The 17,599-nt window shown below is 70.4% G+C and carries 17 protein-coding genes; 7 read left to right on the top strand and 10 right to left on the bottom strand.

Annotation, left to right across the window (positions count from 1 at the left end; all coding sequences use genetic code 11):
* Positions 1–81: 81 nt before the first annotated feature.
* Positions 82–1,197: a mannose-1-phosphate guanylyltransferase gene (locus tag EDF51_RS12255; RefSeq protein ID WP_123672266.1), complete on the bottom strand. Its 1,116-nt coding sequence runs from the start codon at positions 1,195–1,197 to the stop codon at positions 82–84.
* Positions 1,198–1,385: 188 nt separating this feature from the next.
* On the opposite strand from EDF51_RS12255, the gene EDF51_RS12250 reads away from it, so the two are divergent.
* The 6 genes from EDF51_RS12250 to EDF51_RS12225 all read left to right on the top strand — a co-directional run bounded on the left by EDF51_RS12250 (position 1,386) and on the right by EDF51_RS12225 (position 6,919).
* Positions 1,386–2,621 carry a glycosyltransferase family 1 protein gene (locus tag EDF51_RS12250; protein ID WP_235035928.1) on the top strand — a complete coding sequence of 412 codons (1,236 nt, stop codon included), beginning with the start codon at positions 1,386–1,388 and terminating at the stop codon, positions 2,619–2,621.
* 78 nt (positions 2,622–2,699) lie between these two features.
* Entirely contained in the window at positions 2,700–3,149 is a 450-nt protein-coding gene (gene sdhC, locus EDF51_RS12245; RefSeq protein WP_131845642.1) for a succinate dehydrogenase, cytochrome b556 subunit, read from the top strand.
* Positions 3,150–3,160: 11 nt separating this feature from the next.
* On the top strand, positions 3,161–3,607 hold the full coding sequence (sdhD, locus tag EDF51_RS12240) for a succinate dehydrogenase, hydrophobic membrane anchor protein (RefSeq protein ID WP_111086628.1): 447 nt from the start codon (positions 3,161–3,163) through the stop codon (positions 3,605–3,607).
* Positions 3,608–3,656: 49 nt separating this feature from the next.
* Positions 3,657–5,450: a succinate dehydrogenase flavoprotein subunit gene (gene sdhA / locus EDF51_RS12235; RefSeq protein ID WP_134195035.1), complete on the top strand. Its 1,794-nt coding sequence runs from the start codon at positions 3,657–3,659 to the stop codon at positions 5,448–5,450.
* 1 nt (position 5,451) lies between these two features.
* A complete protein-coding gene (locus EDF51_RS12230) occupies positions 5,452–6,222 on the top strand; it encodes a succinate dehydrogenase iron-sulfur subunit (RefSeq protein WP_123292177.1) in 771 nt (256 codons plus the stop codon).
* Between the two features lie 52 nt (positions 6,223–6,274).
* Positions 6,275–6,919 (top strand): TNT domain-containing protein, encoded by a 645-nt coding sequence (locus EDF51_RS12225; protein WP_111086631.1) that lies wholly within the window; start codon positions 6,275–6,277, stop codon positions 6,917–6,919.
* A gap of 70 nt (positions 6,920–6,989) precedes the next feature.
* Here the strand turns inward: EDF51_RS12225 and EDF51_RS20180 are convergent, their stop codons facing one another.
* From EDF51_RS20180 to EDF51_RS12200, 5 genes are all read right to left on the bottom strand, one after another.
* A complete protein-coding gene (locus EDF51_RS20180; protein WP_208321844.1) occupies positions 6,990–7,757 on the bottom strand; it encodes a DUF805 domain-containing protein in 768 nt (255 codons plus the stop codon).
* Complete coding sequence (locus EDF51_RS12215) at positions 7,754–8,332, bottom strand: DUF805 domain-containing protein (RefSeq protein ID WP_123292176.1); 579 nt, start codon at positions 8,330–8,332, stop codon at positions 7,754–7,756. The genes EDF51_RS20180 and EDF51_RS12215 overlap by 4 nt, the downstream gene beginning before the upstream one ends.
* 70 nt (positions 8,333–8,402) lie before the next feature.
* A complete protein-coding gene (locus EDF51_RS12210) occupies positions 8,403–8,948 on the bottom strand; it encodes a DUF805 domain-containing protein (protein ID WP_133938416.1) in 546 nt (181 codons plus the stop codon).
* Between the two features lie 132 nt (positions 8,949–9,080).
* Entirely contained in the window at positions 9,081–10,013 is a 933-nt protein-coding gene (locus tag EDF51_RS12205; protein WP_133938418.1) for an NADP-dependent oxidoreductase, read from the bottom strand.
* Positions 10,014–10,023: 10 nt separating this feature from the next.
* Complete coding sequence (locus tag EDF51_RS12200; protein ID WP_166673256.1) at positions 10,024–11,289, bottom strand: ice-binding family protein; 1,266 nt, start codon at positions 11,287–11,289, stop codon at positions 10,024–10,026.
* Positions 11,290–11,475: 186 nt separating this feature from the next.
* Here EDF51_RS12200 and EDF51_RS12195 point away from each other — a divergent pair, with 186 nt between their 5' ends.
* The gene (locus EDF51_RS12195; RefSeq protein WP_133938422.1) at positions 11,476–12,435 is read left to right on the top strand and encodes a diacylglycerol kinase family protein; all 960 of its coding nucleotides are present in this window, start codon (positions 11,476–11,478) and stop codon (positions 12,433–12,435) included.
* Between the two features lie 72 nt (positions 12,436–12,507).
* Here EDF51_RS12195 and EDF51_RS12190 read toward each other — a convergent pair whose 3' ends face one another.
* The 4 genes from EDF51_RS12190 to ptsP form a co-directional block, all read right to left on the bottom strand.
* Positions 12,508–13,674: a mannitol-1-phosphate 5-dehydrogenase gene (locus EDF51_RS12190; protein ID WP_133938424.1), complete on the bottom strand. Its 1,167-nt coding sequence runs from the start codon at positions 13,672–13,674 to the stop codon at positions 12,508–12,510.
* Positions 13,671–14,108: a PTS sugar transporter subunit IIA gene (locus tag EDF51_RS12185; RefSeq protein ID WP_027466426.1), complete on the bottom strand. Its 438-nt coding sequence runs from the start codon at positions 14,106–14,108 to the stop codon at positions 13,671–13,673. Before EDF51_RS12185 ends, EDF51_RS12190 begins: the two co-directional genes overlap by 4 nt.
* Before the next feature lie 90 nt (positions 14,109–14,198).
* The gene (locus tag EDF51_RS12180) at positions 14,199–15,737 is read right to left on the bottom strand and encodes a PTS mannitol transporter subunit IICB (protein WP_165903544.1); all 1,539 of its coding nucleotides are present in this window, start codon (positions 15,735–15,737) and stop codon (positions 14,199–14,201) included.
* Positions 15,738–15,802: 65 nt separating this feature from the next.
* Positions 15,803–17,458, bottom strand: coding sequence for a phosphoenolpyruvate--protein phosphotransferase (ptsP, locus tag EDF51_RS12175; RefSeq protein WP_123292171.1), 1,656 nt, complete (start codon positions 17,456–17,458; stop codon positions 15,803–15,805).
* Positions 17,459–17,599: the final 141 nt, after the last annotated feature.

The following is a 17,599-nucleotide window of genomic DNA, read 5'->3' as shown; positions in this document are numbered from 1 at the left end:
GGGATCGCGACCGCGCCGAAACGCGCCCGTAACGCGGGGTCACGCTCGGACCCCCAGTTCGAGGGGTTTGTCGGTGGAGCGCTACAGGACGTCGCCGCGGCCGCTGATCTTGAGCGCATCCACGACGCCCTTGACCCGCTGCGCGTTCGCGCTGGTCGTCACGAGCAACGCGTCGGGGGTGTCCACGACGACGATGTCCTCGACCCCGATGAGCGAGATGAGCCGCTGGCTGTGCGAGATCACGATGCCGCTCGACGAGTCGGCGAGGATCCGGGCGCCGTCGCCGAGGACGGCAAGGTTGTTCGGGCGACCGCCGGACTGCAGCTTGGCGAGCGAGGCGAAGTCGCCGACGTCGTCCCAGTCGAAGTCGCCGGGGACGACCGCCATGCGGCCCGCCGCGGCGGCCGGCTCGGCGACCGTGTAGTCGATCGCGATCTTCTCGAGCGTGGGCCACACCGCGTCGACGACCGCGCCGCGGGCCGAGGTGTCCCAAGCGTCCGCCAGCTCGTTGATGCCGGCCAGCAGCGTCGGGTTGTTCCGGCCGATCTCCTCGAGCAGCACGTCGGCGCGGGCGATGAACATGCCCGCGTTCCACAGGTACGTGCCCTGTTCGACGTAGGAGCGTGCGGTGTCCAGGTCGGGCTTCTCGACGAACGACCGGACGGCGTGCGCGGTCGGTGCGCCCTCGATGTCCAGGGTGTCGCCGTGCGCGTGGATGTACCCGAAGCCGATCGCGGGCTCGGTCGGCGTGATGCCGATGGTGGTGATGTACCCGGCACGGGCGACGGCGACGGCCTCGCGCACGGAACGGCGGAAGCCGCGGGCGTCGCCGATGACGTGGTCGGCGGCGAAGGAGCCGATGACGACGTCGGGTTCGCGGCGCACGAGGATCGCCGCGGCGAGCCCGATGGCCGCCGTGGAGTCCTTCGGCTCGCTCTCGAGCACCACGTTGTGGTCCTCGACTCCCGGCAGTTGCGACTCGACGGCGACGCGGTGCGCCCGTCCGGTCACGACCATGATCCGCTGTTCGCCCGCGAGCGGGGCGAGCCGGTCCCAGGTCTGCCGGAGCAGCGAGGTGCCGGAGCCGGTCAGGTCGTGCAGGAACTTGGGTGCGTCCGCGCGCGACAGCGGCCACAGGCGCGATCCGATGCCCCCTGCGGGGATGATCGCGTAGAAGTCTTCGAGAGCGTCAGCCACGCGCTCACCGTACCGGTCCTGCCGCGCGGATCCTGGGTGGTCTCCGCACGATTCCCGCATGCGGGCTCCCGCAGGGCAGTGACGCGCGTGCGCGCGGCGACGACGTTGCGTTGTTCACCCGTCGCCTCCGCCCCGTTCACGTCGTCGGCCCCGCGGGGTCACGTCACGCCCGGAGCATGGGAAACACCATGAGCGCACGCAGCGTGGAGCGCGGCACGTCCCCCCGGACCGTCGCCGTCGTGACCGAGAGCTTCCTGCCCACCCTCAACGGCGTGACCACCAGCGTCCTGGCGGTCCTCGACCACCTGGAACGCCGAGGCCACCGCGCGGTCGTGATCGCGCCGGACACCCCGGGGCTCGCGCAGTTCCGTTCGCGCAGCAGTGTCGAGCGCTACCGCTCCTTCGACGTGCACCGGATCCCCGCCGTCGCGTACCGGCAGTTCCCCGTCGCACTCCCCCACCCCGTCCTCGACACGATCCTCGCCGCCTCCGGCGCCGACGTGCTCCACGCCGCGAGTCCGTTCCTGTTGGGTGGGCGCGCGATCACGGCAGCCGGGAGGCTCGGCATCCCCTCCGTCGCCGTCTTCCAGACCGACGTGGCCGGTTTCGCCCGCCGCAACGGGTTGACGGCGACCGTCCCGTTGGTCCGCAGGATCCTCGGCCGCATCCACGCCGGCGCCTCGCTGACGCTCGCGCCGTCGAGCGCGACCGCCGCGATGCTCGCCGAGGACGGCGTCCCCCGCGTCGCACGGTGGGGGCGCGGGGTCGACACCGAGCTCTTCCACCCGGCCCGACGGGAGTCCGCCCACGTCCGAGCGCTCCGACGCCGGATCGCGCCGCACGGCGAGACGATCGTCGGCTACGTCGGACGGCTGGCCCCGGAGAAGGAGGTCGAACGGCTCGCCGAGCTCGGCGGGATCCCCGGCATCCGCGTCGTCGTGGCCGGCGGTGGACCGTCCCGCGCGCTGCTCGAACGGCGACTGCGGCACCTCGACGTCACCTTCACCGGACCGTTGCGCGGCGACGCCCTCGCCGACGCGTACGCCTCGCTCGACCTCTTCGTGCACACCGGTCCGGCCGAGACCTTCGGGCAGACCCTCCAGGAAGCGCACGCCTCGGGGCTGCCGGTGATCGCGCCGGCGTCGGGTGGTCCGCTCGACCTCGTCGCCCCCGGACTCGACGGCGAGCTCTACGACACCGACGCACCACAGGCCCTGCGACAGGCGGTCCTGCGGCTCCACCACGACCGCGCACTCGCGGAACGGATGGGATCGGCGGGCCGTCTCCGGGTCGAGGGCACCACGTGGGAGGCCGTCGGCGACCAGCTCCTGGGGCACCACGACACGGCCAGGAACATCGGCGCGCCGCCCGTGGGTCGGGGCCTGCGGGCCGGTCGGGACGAGAAGGTCAGCACCCGCGCATAGGATGGGACGTGTTCCACACGAACACGAACGGCAAGGGCTCGCCGATCGGGCGAGCCCGTCCTATGGAAGGACGAGCTCATGGCTGAGCCCACCGGCGGCGGTACGGCGACCGCCGTCCCCGAAGTCACGATCGAGGCGCCCCGCGCCTCTCGGAAACTCGAGGGCACGCTGTACCGCGGGTCGACCGGCATGTGGTCGTGGGTCCTGCACCGGATCACCGGTGTCGCGATCTACTTCTTCCTGCTCGTGCACATCCTCGACACGGCACTCGTGCGCCTCTCGCCCGAGGCGTACAACGCGGTCATCGGCACGTACAAGACCCCGATCATGAACCTCGGCGAGATCGCCCTGGTGATGGCCATCGTGTTCCACGCGTTCAACGGGCTCCGGATCATCCTCGTCGACTTCTGGTCCAAGGGGCCGAAGTACCAGCGGGCCATGTTCTGGGTCGTCATCGCCCTGTGGGCGATCGCGATCGCGGGCTTCCTGCCCCGCCAGCTCATGAACCTCTTCGCGGACTTCAACTAGAGGGGCACCTGATGACCACGCAGATCGTCGAACCTCCCCGTTCCGCCTCGGCCGCTCGCCGCTCCACCAACTGGGAGAAGTGGGGCTGGATCTACATGCGCGGCTCGGGCGTCCTGCTCGTCGTGCTGATCTTCGGCCACCTCTTCGTCAACATGGTGGCGGGCGAGGGTGTCAAGCAGATCGACTTCGCCTTCGTCGCCGGCAAGTGGGCCAACCCGTTCTGGCAGGTGTGGGACTCCCTCATGCTCGTCCTGGCGCTCATCCACGGCTCGAACGGCATGCGCACGATCGTCAACGACTACGTGTCGAAGCCGGGCATCCGGAAGACGCTCCTCGCCGCGATCCTCATCGCGTGCGTCGTGCTGATCGTCCTCGGCCTGCTCGTCTGCTGGACGTTCGACCCGTGCCCCGCCGGCGCAGCCGCCGCGGACCTGCCCTCCTTCTGCCCGGCGCAGTAGCACCATCCCCGCTGCCGACCGCCTTCCCACCGTCTACGGAAAGACCCCTGTGACCGAGACCACCGTGCACCACCACCAGTTCGACATCGTCATCATCGGCGCAGGAGGCGCGGGCATGCGTGCCGCGATCGAGGCCGGCCCGAAGGCGAAGACGGCCGTCATCTCGAAGCTCTACCCGACCCGCTCGCACACCGGTGCGGCGCAGGGCGGGATGGCCGCGGCGCTCGCGAACGTCGAAGAGGACTCGTGGGAGTGGCACACCTTCGACACGATCAAGGGCGGCGACTACCTGGTCGACCAGGACGCCGCCGAGATCCTGGCGAAGGAAGCCATCGACGCCGTCATCGACCTCGAGAACATGGGCCTGCCGTTCAACCGCACGCCCGAGGGCAAGATCGACCAGCGTCGCTTCGGCGGCCACACCCGCGACCACGGCAAGGCACCGGTCCGCCGGGCCTGCTACGCGGCCGACCGCACCGGCCACATGATCCTGCAGACGCTGTTCCAGAACTGCGTCAAGCTCGGCGTCGAGTTCTACAACGAGTTCTACGCGCTCGACCTCATCATGGTCGACGTCGTGGGCGAGGACGGCGTCACGCGCAAGCAGCCGGCCGGCGTCGTCGCGTTCGAGCTCGCCACGGGTGAGCTGCACGTGTTCCACGCCAAGGCGATGATCTTCGCGACCGGCGGCTTCGGCAAGATGTACAAGACGACCTCGAACGCGCACACCCTGACCGGCGACGGCGTCGGCATCGTGTGGCGCACCGGCCTGCCGCTCGAGGACATGGAGTTCTTCCAGTTCCACCCGACCGGCCTCGCGGGCCTCGGCATCCTGTTGACCGAGGGTGCTCGTGGCGAAGGTGCGATCCTGCGCAACGCCTCCGGTGAACGCTTCATGGAGCGCTACGCCCCCACCATCAAGGACCTCGCCCCACGCGACATCGTCGCCCGGTGCATGGTGCAAGAGGTGGCAGAGGGCCGCGGTGCCGGCCCGAACAAGGACTACGTCCTGCTCGACTGCACGCACCTCGGTGCCGAGGTCCTCGAGACCAAGCTCCCGGACATCACGGAGTTCGCCCGCACCTACCTCGGCGTCGACCCCGTCGTCGAGCCGGTGCCCGTCATGCCGACCGCGCACTACGCGATGGGTGGCATCCCGACGAACACCGACGCACAGGTGCTCTACGACAACACCACCGTCGTCCCCGGCCTCTACGCCGCCGGCGAGTGCGCGTGCGTCTCGGTGCACGGCTCGAACCGTCTCGGCACGAACTCGCTCCTCGACATCAACGTCTTCGGCAAGCGCTCGGGCAACAACGCCGCCGAGTGGGTCAAGACCGCCGAGTTCCTCCCGCTGCCCGAAGACCCCGCTGCCGGCGTCCGGGCGATGCTCGACCAGTTGCGCGCCTCGACCGGCACCGAGCGCATCGCCGTCCTGCGCAAGGAGCTGCAGGACGAGATGGACAAGAACGCCCAGGTGTTCCGCACCGACGAGTCCCTCGCCCGCGTCACCGAGACCATCCACACGCTCCGGAACCGCTTCATGCAGGTCTCCGTGCAGGACAAGGGCAAGCGGTTCAACACCGACCTGCTCGAGGCCGTCGAGCTCGGGTTCCTGCTCGACCTGGCCGAGGTGGTCGTCTACTCGGCCCGCAACCGCAAGGAGAGCCGCGGCGGCCACATGCGCGACGACTACCCGAAGCGCGACGACGAGAACTACATGCAGCACACGATGGCGTACCTGACGGGCGACCCGCACTCGTCACTCGCCGACGACCACGTCACGCTGGACTGGAAGCCGGTCGTCGTGACCCGGTACCAGCCGATGGAGAGGAAGTACTGAGATGACCGACACCCTGGTCTCCGACGCACCCCGGACCGACACCACCGACGCGCCTCCCGGGTCCTTCTCCGTCACGCTCATCATCCGGCGCTTCGACCCGGACGTCGACGACGAGCCGCGCTGGCAGGACTTCGACGTCATGATGCTGCCGACCGACCGCATCCTCGACGCCCTGCACAAGATCAAGTGGGACCAGGACGGCTCCCTGACGTTCCGACGTTCCTGCGCCCACGGGGTCTGCGGCTCGGACGCGATGCGCATCAACGGCCGGAACCGGCTGGCGTGCAAGACCCTGATCAAGGACCTCGACGTCTCGAAGCCGATCTACGTCGAGGCGATCAAGGGCCTGCCGCTCGAGAAGGACCTCGTCGTCGACATGGAGCCCTTCTTCAAGTCCTTCCGCGAGGTCCAGCCGTTCCTGCAGCCGAAGACGGCGCCCACCCCGGGCAAGGAGCGCATCCAGTCGGTGGCCGACCGCGCACGCTTCGACGACACCACGAAGTGCATCCTCTGCGCTGCGTGCACCTCGTCGTGCCCGGTGTTCTGGACCGACGGGCAGTACTTCGGCCCGGCCGCGATCGTGAACGCGCACCGCTTCATCTTCGACTCGCGTGACGACGCCGCCGAGGTCCGCCTCGACATCCTCAACGACAAGGAAGGGGTCTGGCGCTGCCGGACCACCTTCAACTGCACCGACGCCTGCCCCCGTGGCATCCAGGTGACGAAGGCGATCTCCGAGGTCAAGCAGGCCGTCATGCGGGGCCGCGCCTGACACTCGGGGTCGTCCAAGACTCGACATCGACTCCACCGATAGGCTCCGCTCCATGACGTTCGCGGCCACCCGCCCCATCCTCGACCAGCTCGGCTACACGATCCGCTACGTGCAGCTCCCCGGAGAGACCCTGCACGAGCCGCCGGTCGAGGGTGCGCTCCGCGTGGTCCCGGCCGAGGCGTCCGACGAGTTCGCGCTCGAGGTCGTCGACTACGGCACGGCTCGTCGCCTCGCCACCGCGCGCGGTGAGGAGGACGCGGTCGAGATGCTCCGTCGGTTCCTGAACCGGCCGTTCCCGGCTCCGCGCGACATCGCCCGGCACGAGCTCGACGGGCTCCGTGACCGTGCGGCGTCGACGTACCCGCAGCTGGCGCAGCAGGTGTCGCAGGCTGGAGAACAGGGGTTGACCATCCAGATCCCCGCGGGCGTCCCCGTCGACCGCATCGGTGGTCCGGACGGCTACCTGCTGCACCCGCTCGACACCCCGCTGCCGAGCCGGTCGCTGCCGCCGCACGTCGCCGGCGTCCCGGAGACCCACCGCTACCTGGTCGAGCGCCCGTTCATGGTGAACGTCCGCTTCGTGCAGCCGTGGTTCGAGCAGCCGGGCGGTGCGCTCCGCTTCCAGATCGCCGATCCCACGGTCACCGTGCGCGACCTCGTCGTCGACGGTGCACTGGCTCGACTCCGCGTGGTCTGACCCCGCGCACGACGCAGATCGGCCCGCACCGCGCTTTCGCGCAGTGCGGGCCGATTGCCGTTGTGTGGGGTTACGCCTGGTCGGGGCGGTCGTACTGCGCACCAGCCGGGTTCGGCGGCAGGCAGCCGAACACGATCGCGGCGATGCCGACGAACATCCCGATGAGCCAGAGCGGACCGGCGAGGTTCGCGTCGTGCACGCGGCGCCACCCCAGTGCGATGTTCGGGATGAGGGTCGCGAGCCACCACAGGCCGTACAGGACGAGCAGGATGAAGATCCACGCCGGGGGTGCACCCTCGGTCTGGGTGTAGCCGTACTCGTCGGTGGTCGAGGCCGAGACGCTCCACGAGATGATGCCGGCGATGAACCCGCCGTACAGAACGAGGGTCACGATCGCGTTCGCCAGGACCCAGTACCAGTACTCACTGCGGCTGGCGCGCCCGTCGAACCGGGCGTACTTCTTGAAGAAGCGCGTGAAGGCGTCGAGGAAGCCGGCACCGTAGAAGGGTGCCCACAGCGGCGGAGCTCCGTCGGGCCCGACCGGGATCGGCGGACCGGCCTGCGGGTACGGGTCGGCGTACTGCTGGCCGTACCCGGGCTGCTGGCCGTACTGGGCAGGCTGCTGGCGGTACTGGGCAGGCTGCTGGCCGTACTGGGCAGGCTGCTGGCCGTACTGGGGCTGCTGACCGTACGGACCAGGCTGCTGTCCGTAGGGTCCGGGCTGCTGCCCGTAGGCACCAGGCTGCTGCCCGTACCCCGGCTGCTGTTGCCCAGGGTCAGGCTGCCCCGACGGCTGGTCGCCGCCGGGCTGGCCCCACTGCGGTGTGTCGTTGCTCATCGAGCGCCGGTCGGTCGGTCGTAGCGCTCGCCCTGCGGGTTCGAGGGCAGCAGGCCGAACACGATGCCGACGATGCCGACGAAGATCGCGATGATCCACAGGGCACCGGGCAGGTTCGCGTCGTGCAGGCGTCGCCAGCCGAGGGCGAGCGTCGGGATGATGATCGCGAGACCCCAGAGTCCGAGCAGGATGCCGGCGATCACGAAGAGCGCGGACGGGCTGGTCACCGTCGACTGCACGCTCGCCGAGGTCGCGGTCGACATCGACACCGTCGAGCGCTCCGACGTGGCGAAGCCGATGCCGTACAGGATGCCGAGGACGATGCCGACGATCGCGTTCGCCAGGTACCACCACCAGAACTCGCTGCGGCTCGCGCGGCCACTGAAGGTCGCGTACTTCTTGAAGAAGCGTCCGACGGCCTTGCCGAAGGAGATCCCGTACCAGGGGGCCCAGATCGGCGGCTCGCCGTTCGGGCCGGTCGCCGGCTGCTGGCCGTACTGCGGCGTTCCGTTGTACGGGTTCGGCTGGCCGCCCGGCTGCTGGCCGGACGGGTTCTGCGGGTACTGGTCACTCACGGTGTCCCCCTCGATCGTTGGCTGGTAGTCGGGTCCGAGTCAACCAGAACCGTCGCGCGGCCGTCGCTCGCTACGCGCGGTGGGGTTCGTCGTACCGCTGCCCCTGCGGGTTCGAGCCCATCAGACCGACGATCAGCGAGAACAGGACGCCGAGCGGCGGGATGATGAAGAGGAAGGCGAAGTACCCGCTCAGGTTCACGTCGTGCAGTCGTCGCACCGTCAGAGCGATGAAGCCGAGGGCGCAGGCCAGGGCCCAGAGCCCGCTCAACCCGTTCGACGCGTCGTCGAAGAACGGCAGCACGTTGAAGAACCCACCGACGATGCCGGTGGCCGCCGAGCCGATGACGTACCAGAGGGCCCAGAACCAGAACTCCGACTGGCTGGCGCGGCCGTCGAACCGGACGTACTTCTTCCAGAACCGCGGGAACGCCTGCACGAACGGGATCCCGTACCAGGGCGCCCACAGCGGGGGCTGGCGCGGGCCGGTCGGCTGCTGGCCGTACGGTCCGGGCTGCTGGCTGTACGGTCCGGGCTGCTGGCTGTACGGTCCGGGCTGCTGGCCGTACGGTCCGGGCTGCTGGCCGTACGGGTTCTGCGGCGGGTACTGGTCACTCACTGGTTCGTTCCTTCCGAGGCCGACTGCGATCACCGTCGAGTCTGGCAGCGGCGGCGACCGGACGCGTCCCCCCAGCGGAGGACAGCGCAGCGACTGCGCTGGGACAGCGCTCCGACCGGCGCTTCGACCGACTCAGGGCACCAGCGCCAGCTTGCCGCCGGGGTGCCCGGACTCCAGCAGCTCCGCGGCCGCCTTCGCCTCGGCGAGCGGGAACGTCCGCGCCACCGGGACCTCGAGCTGTCCGGCCCCGGCCAGGTCGATCAGTCGCTGTCGCACCGAGTCGCGGAACGCCTTGCTCGCTGGCTGCGCCCCACCGACGGCGGCGAACCCCGCCTCAGCGGCGCGCGCCTGCGCGGCGATGGTGACGATCCGGTCGCGGTCCGCGACCACCGCGAGCGAGACGTCGACGGCCTCGTCGGTGCCCACGCAGTCCAGTGCCACGTCGATGCCGGAGGGTGCGAGCGACCGGACCCGTGCCTCCAGGCCGTCGCCGTACGCGACCCATTCGCCACCGAAGCGTCGCACGACGTCCGCACCCCGCTCGGAGGCGGTGCCGATGACGCGCGCGCCGAGCAGGTGGAGCTGCTGCAGCAGGCTGACGCCGACTGCTCCGGAGGCACCGTGCACCAGCACGGTGTCGCGCCCCGCGGCACGGGTGACGCGCAGCATGTCGGCTGCGGTGGTGCCCGCGAGCAACAGGTTCGCCGCCTCGGGGAAGCCGAGCCCGACGGGCTTCGCGAAGACGTCCGCGGCCGGGACGGTGAGGGACGACGACCAACCGCCGGCGATCCGGAACGCCAGGACCTCGTCGCCGACCGCTCCCCCGCCGGAGGCGATGGTGGTGTCCGGTCCGAGGGCGGTGAGCACGCCGGCGACCTCGTAGCCGACGGGCACGGGCAGGTCGGCCGGGTCGCCCTGCCGCGTGTGCTTCGTGTCGGCGGGGTTCATGCCGGCGGCGCGGACCGCGATGGTGACCTCACCGGGTCCGGGTGCGGCGACCTCGGTGTCCACGAACTCGAGGACCTCGCTGCCGCCGAACCGCGGTGCCACCCAGTGCTTCGTCATGCGGCCGACGCTACGCCCCGATCCGCCGGCGGCGTGCGCGGAGGGTCCGTGACCGGAGCACCATCACGGCGATGCCGCCGAGCAGCATCGCTCCTGCCGCGGCGAGCGGGATCGTCGGGTCGCTGCCGGTGAAGGCCAGTTCCGTCGTGCCGCCGCCGGTGTCGCCTCCACCGATGACCGGGACCGCGGGTGCTGTCGACGTGGGAGCGGTGGGCACGGGAGCCGAAGCGGTCGGCGTCGCCGTGGGCGTCGGTGCCGGCGCACGGACGGTCACGACGTAGGTCTCGGTGTCCGGCGGTGCCGTGCCGTTGTCGACCGTGATCGTCACCGTCGTGGTGCCGGGCGTGGTCGGCGTGCCGGAGATGACGCCCGTGTCCGGGTTGATCGTGAGTCCGGGCGGGAGGGTGCCGCCATCGGAGTACGTCGGTGCCGGGTTGCCCGTCGCGGTGACGGGGAACGAGTACGGCGTGCCGGCGGTCGCGTCAGTCGGGGTGCCCGAGGTGATCGTCGGTGCGACGCTCTCGGACGGCGTCCCCGCAGCCGGGCAGTTCGTCGGCCGGGTGATGGTGTTGTCGTCGAGCGTCACCGCTGCGTTCCGGGCGAGCAGTCGGCCCACGACCGTCGCACCCGTCGTGGCGGTCACGGACTGGTCGGCGAGGACGGTGCCCTGGAACTGGGCGGCGCTGCCGATGGTCGCTGAGCTGCCGACTTGCCAGAACACGTTGCACGAACTCGCGCCACCGGTGATGACGATCCTCGTGCCGGACCCGATGGTCAGGGTCGACGCGGCCTGGAACACCCAGACGGAGTCCGCGCTGCCGGCCAGGGTGAGCTGGCCGGTGTTCGCGAGCTGCAGCGTGTCGCCGTTGTAGACGCCCGGGCTGAGGCTGAGCCCGTTGAGCTCCTGGAGGCCGGTCTGCGTCGGCGTCAGCGAAGCGGCCACGTCGTAGGCGGTCGTGGTGTCCGACTGGGCCTGCGCGGCCGCCGCGTCGGTCTGGTGCACGGTGCCGTTCACGGTCCCGTTGCCGGTGCCGCCGAAGCCGGTGATCGAGGTACCGGGCGAGACGCCGAGGTCACCGTTGACCACGGTCGGCCCGGTGTTCGTCACGGTCTGCGCGCCGAGGACGCCGTAGCTCGCTGCGGTCCCGAGACCGACGGGGCCGTCGATGATGGTGGCGGCGGACGCGGCCGAGGAGGCGCCGAGGGCGAGCGCTGCGGCCAACCCGATCCCGGTGCTGACGACGATGAGCGGACGGAGGATGGGCGTTCTGGCCACGGAGGCCCCTGCCTGAGATGGCGAAGAGCCGATCGGGCATCGGAGACACCCGGCGTTCACCGTGTCCCGAGTGTGTCCGGATCGCATGTGTTCCGAGGTCTTGACTCCCAGGTTCGCCCGGATCAGCCGATACCGGACAGGACCCGTCCGTTCCGGTCGACGACGGCTGTTCGGTATTGTCCTCACATGCCGCGCGCCGCGATCGTCGTCAACCCGTCCAAGGTCGACCTGCGGGTGCTCCGCAACACCGTCGCGGCTGAGGAGGATCGGACCGGTTGGGCTCCCACGACCTGGTTCGAGACCGCGGCGTCCGACGACGGCCGTGCCGCTGCGGTCGACGCACTCGCCACCGCGCCGGACGTCGTCCTGGTCGTCGGCGGCGACGGCACGCTGCGCGTCGCAGCCGAGGTGCTGCACGGCTCCGGCGTGCCCCTCGCCGTGCTCCCCGTCGGCACCGGGAACCTGTACGCCCGGAACCTGCGCATCCCGCTGAACGACGTCGCCGGTTCGGTCCGAGACGCCTTCACCGGGACGGATCGACGGGTCGACCTCGCGTTCGCCGAGCTCACCGACCCGCAGGGCACGACGACGCGCAACGCCTTCCTGGTGATGGCGGGCATCGGCCTCGACGCGAACATGGCGGCCAACACCAACGCGCGGCTCAAGAAGCGGTTCGGGTGGCTCGCGTACTCCGACCCGATCATGCGGTCCGTCATCGGCAACCGGCAGATCGACCTGCGGTACCGCCTCGACGACGGTGAAACCCGGACGATGCGGGCGCACACCGTCATCGTCGGTAACTGCGGCACCCTGACCGCCGGCGTCCTGCTGCTGCCCGCCGCGAAGCCGGACGACGGGGTGCTCGACGCGGTCGCGTTCCGCCCCGGTCGGACGGTCGGCTGGGCCGGCGTCGGCTACGGCCTGTCGCTGAACCGCTTCTTCCACCGGACCGGGTTCGGCCGGTTCCTGTCGTGGCTCATCCCGGCCACCCGGACGCTGCGGTACACGAGCGCGCGGGTCCTCGACCTCGAGCTGGACCAGCCCGAGCAGGTCCAGCTCGACGGCGACCCCTTCGGCACCGTGGTGGCGGTGCGGCTGACGGTGGACCACGGCGGGCTCACCATCCGGGTGAGGCCGTCGCGGTGACCACGTGAAGACGGGAGGCCCGGTGCCAGCTGGCACCGGGCCTCCCGTCATCACCGGGCCACGTCGAGGGCGTCAGCCGCGCGCGACACGCACCTGGTCCGCGAACGCTGCGTGCAGCGGGTGCTCCGCGGCGAGGCCGGTGATCTGCGTCACCACGTCGGCATCGGACGCGTCCGAGGCCAGGAGCGCCTGCAGCTCGACGCTCTGCTCGTCGTCGGCGACGTCGAAGCGGAGCGCCGCGCCCATCGCGTCGAGCAGCGCGGTCGGCTCGGTGCCGTCCTCGGCCAGCGCCGCGGCGGGCGAGACGAAGCGCTCGTCACGCGACAGCTTGCGGAGCGGCTGCCGGCCGACGCGGGTCACCGTGTCGGGCAGGTGCGGGTTCTCGAACCGGGCGATGATCGCCTGGACGTAGGCGCGGTGCACCTCGGGGTCGAGTTCGTGGCGGCGGACGAGCAGGTCGCTCGTCTCGGCGAGGACGGACTCGAGCTCGGAGCGCACCGCGGGGATCGCGATGGCGTCGGAGATCTTGTCGGCCCCGGCGACGAAGCCGTGGTACGCGACGGTGGCGTGCCCGGTGTTCACCGTGAAGAGCTTGCGCTCGATCGAGGCGGCGAGGCCGTCGACGTAGTGCGCGCCGGGGATCTCCGGCTCGTTGCCGCCGAACGGCGTGCGGTCGATGGCCCACTCGAAGTAGGTCTCGACGGTGACGTCGAGTCCGGCGCCCTCGGGCTGGGCCGGCACGATGCGGTCGACGGCGGTGTTCGCGAAGACGGCCTTCGCGAGCGCCGCGTCACGGCCGTCGGCCGGGAGCGCGTCGACGATGAACTCGCGCAGACGGTCCGTGGCGTTCAGGGCGTTCTCGCACGCCATCACGGCGATGGGCGCAGCGTCCGCGTCGCGCTGCTGCAGCGCCCGCGCGATCACCGGGGCGATGAACTTCAGGACGTTCGGGCCCACCGCGCAGGTGACGATCGCGGCAGTGGCGATCTCGGCGACGACGCCATCCTCGTCCTGCGCGCTGTTCAGGGCGCGGAAGTTCGTGACCTCGTGGTCCTGCGCTCCGGTGCCGACCTCGTGCACGGTGTACGAGTCGGCGGCGGCGAGGGCGTCGATGAGCGGCGCGGCGACGTCGGCGAAGACGACCTCGTAGCCCGCTTCGTGCAGGAGGAGCCCGACGAAGCCGCGGCCGATGTTGCCGGCACCGAAGTGGACGGCGGTGCCCCGGTCGGTGGTGCTCACTCGTTGACCTCGCCGAGGATCGACAGGATCGCGCTGGTGTCGGCCGCGTCGGTGAGCTTCTGGACCTCGTCCTCGTCGGAGAACACGATCGCGATCTTGGACAGGATGTCGAGGTGCTCGTTGTTCACGCCGGCGATGCCGACGACGAAGCGCACGGGGTTGCCGTCCCAGTCGATCGGGCTGGCGTAGCGGATGAACGACAGCGCGGACGACTTGATGGCGTCCTTCGCGTCGTTCGTGCCGTGCGGGATGGCGAGGAAGTTGCCCATGTACGTGGACACGCTCTTCTCACGCTCGAGCATCGCCGGGTAGTAGTCAGCGGTGACCGCGCCCGCAGCTTCGAGGATCTCGGCCGCCTCCTTCATCGCCTCCGACTTGGTCGGCGCGGTGTCCTCGGTGTGGATCCGGATCTGGCTCTCCTGCAGGACGGGCATCGTGGTTCTCCTTGGTGTTCGAGGACGTGACGGAGGGGACGGGGATGTCCCCGTCCCCTCCGATACTGCACTTCGTTACTGGTGGTGGCGTTACTGGTTCTTGAGCTGGTCGACGACCTGGTCGTACTGCGGCGCGTTCATGAAGTTGCCGACCGACACGTGCTGCGCGTTCGGGTTCTTCTGCTTGGCGCGGTCCGTCAGTTCTTCCTGCGTGATGATCAGGTCCTCGTCACCGGACAGGTTCGCGATCGCCTTGTTGGTGACCGTGACCCCTTCGATGCCCGCCTTCTTGATCTTGTTGCGCAGGACGCTGGCGCCCATGGCGCTCGACCCCATGCCGGCGTCGCAGGCGAACACGAGGTTCTGGACCTTCGTCGCGGTGGCGGTGGTGCCGGCGGCGGCTGCCTCTTCCGAGTTGGCCGGGGCGGTGCCGCCGAAGAGCCCTGCGGTCGCGGCGTTCGCGTCGCGGCCCTTGGTGGCCTGCATCTTGTCGAACGCTGCGGTCATGTCGCCGCCGCCGTTGGCGAGGTCGCGCTTGCGGCTGGCCAGCAGGAAGAACGACGCGACCGCGAAGGTGACCGCTGCGGACAGGATGACCGACAGGATGACGCCGACGTAGCTGTCCTTCGCCGTCGCCGTCAGCACGGCGAAGATCGATCCGGGCGATGCCGGGGCGACCAGGCCGGAGCCGAACAGGACGTTCGTGCCGACGCCCGTCGCACCACCGAGGATGACGGCGATGAACAGGACCGGCTTCTGCAGCACGTACGGGAAGTAGATCTCGTGGATGCCACCGAAGAACTGGATGAGGATCGCACCGGGAGCGGTCGAGCGGGCGATGCCGACACCGAAGAAGGTGAAGGCGAGCAGGATGCCCAGACCGGGGCCGGGGTTCGCCTCGAGCAGGAACAGGATCGACTTGCCGGAGTCCTGCACCTGCTGGGCGCCGAGCTGGTCGAGCACACCGTGGTTGATGGCGTTGTTCAGGAAGAACACCTTGGCCGGCTCGATGATGACGCTGGCGAGCGGCAGCAGCGAGTGCTGGACGAGGAAGTTCACCGCGTCGCCGAGGCCCTCGGCGATGAGCTTGAACAGCGGGGCGAGCCAGAAGAACCCGACCATCGCCAGCCCGAAGCCGAGGATGCCGGCCGCGTAGTTGTTGACGAGCATCTCGAAGCCCGGCTTGATCTTGCCGTCCCAGATCTTGTCGATCTGCTTGATGAGGTACGCGCCGAGCGGCCCGCAGATCATCGCGCCGAGGATCATGATCGTGCCGTTGGCGCCGAGGATGACGCCCATCGCCATGATCGAGCCGACGACGGCGCCGCGGGTCTCGTAGATCATCCGGCCGCCCTGGAAGGCGATCGCGAGCGGGATCAGGTACGTCAGGATCGGGCCGACGAGACCGATGTTGGCCACACCGTCCGTCTCACCGAACCCGCCGAGGATCCCGACGGGGGTCCATCCGGTCTCGATGAAGAAGGCGGTGATCAGGCCCCACGCGATGAAGATCGCGATGTTGGGCATGACCATGCCGGAGAGGAACGTGCCGAACTTCTGAACGGCGACGCGTGCGCCGCCCCGCGACTTCGCGGGTGCGTCGGGCGCTGCAACGGACGACGTTGTCATGTGCGGTGACTTTCTGTGTGGTGGAGCTGCTGCTGGTGCGGACGGGGTGTTGGGGATGGTGCGGCTCAGACGGCGTGCGCGGCCGCTGCGGCGGACTTCGCGGCCGCCGCCGTGGACGCGGCGAGTGCCGCCTGGGCCATCTCCCGGGCCTGTTCGAGCGTGTGCTGACCGAGTTCGGCGCGCACGTCGGCCAGGGCCGCGGGGGTCATGGAGAGGGTGGTGGCGCCGAGGCCGACGAGCACGACGGCGAGCAGCGGGTCGGCTGCGGCCTCACCGCAGATGCCGACGGGCTTGCCCGCGTCGGCACCGGCCGCACCGAGCTGCGCGACGAGGCGCAGGACGGCGGGGTGCCACGGGTCCTGGTAGGACGCGACGGTGCCGAGCATGCGGTCGGCGGCCATCGTGTACTGGGTCAGGTCGTTCGTGCCGATCGACACGAAGTCCGCGTTCTGGAACACCTGTTCGGCCATCAGGGCGAGCGACGGCACCTCGGCCATCACGCCGGCGGTGCGGATGCCGAGCTCGCGAGCCAGGGTGACGAAGTACTCGGTCTCCTCGGCGTCGGCGACCATCGGGGCCATGACCCAGAGGTCGGCCTCGGTCGCGGCGTCCGCCTGGGCCAGTGCGACGAGCTGGTCGCGCAGCACCTCGGGGTGGTTGCGCAGCGCACGGAGCCCGCGACGGCCGAGCGCCGGGTTCTCCTCGTCCTTGTCGGTGAGGAACGGCAGCGGCTTGTCGGCACCGGCGTCGAGCGCACGGACGACGACCTTCTTGCCCGGGAACGCGGCGAGGAGCTGACGGTAGGACTCGGTCTGCTCGTCGACGGTCGGCGCCTTCGGCGAGTCGAGGAAGAGGAACTCGGTGCGGAAGAGCCCCACGCCCTCCGCACCGAGAGCAACGGCGCCCGCGGCGTCGGCGGGGCTGCCGAGGTTCGCGAGCAGGGGCACGACGTGGCCGTCGGCCAGGGCACCGGCGGTGAGCGGTGCGGCCGCCGCGGCGAGCCGGTCGGCGATGCGCTGCTCGACGTCGGCCACCAGGGCCTCGGACGGCTCGGTCACGACGGTGCCGGCGACGGCGTCGACGACGATCGGCTGCCCGTCGGCCAGGTCGTCGGCACCGGTGACGCCGACGATCGCGGTGATGCCCTTGGCGCGGGCGAGGATCGCGGTGTGCGAGGTCGGGCCGCCGTCACGGGTGACCAGCGCGAGGACCTTGTCGAGGTCCAGCAGTGCGGTGTCGGCCGGAGCGAGGTCACGGGCGACGAGGACGAACGGGGTGTCCGACTCGGGGACACCGGGGGCGTGCACGCCGCGGAGCTTCGCGATGATGCGCTGGGCGACGTCGTCGAGGTCGGCTGCGCGCTCCCCCATGTAGCCGCCCATGCCGACGAGCAGGTCGCGGAACTGCGCGAACGCCTCGTACACGGCACGCTCGGCGTTGGTGCCGCCGTCGATGCGCGTGTGCACGTCGTCGAGGAGGGTCGGGTCCTGCGCCATGAGCGCCTGCGCCTCGAGCACGGCCTGGGCGTCGCCGCCGGCGAGCTGTCCGCGCTTGTTGAGGTCCTCGGCCACCGCGGCCAGTGCGTCGTGCACGGCCTGCTTCGCGTCGTCCGCCGAACCGGTCAGGGCGTCCTTCGACGGTTCGCCGAGCGGGTCCGCCATGCGGAGCACGGGGCCGTGGGCGACGCCACGACCGACGCCGGTGCCGAGCAGTTCGGACATTCGAGACTCCTTCATCTCACACGCGCTTGCGGTGGGGTGTTCGTTCGGTGCGCGCACGGCTGAGACGGGACCTCGCCGGTGCGGCTGAGCAGCACACTACCCCGATCCGCGTTGACAAACAAACACATCCGGGGATAAAAA

The sequence above is a fragment of the Curtobacterium sp. PhB25 genome (assembly GCF_004365375.1).
In the GTDB taxonomy this organism is placed as follows: Bacteria; Actinomycetota; Actinomycetes; order Actinomycetales; family Microbacteriaceae; genus Curtobacterium.
This window is presented reverse-complemented; position numbering and strand designations above follow the sequence as displayed.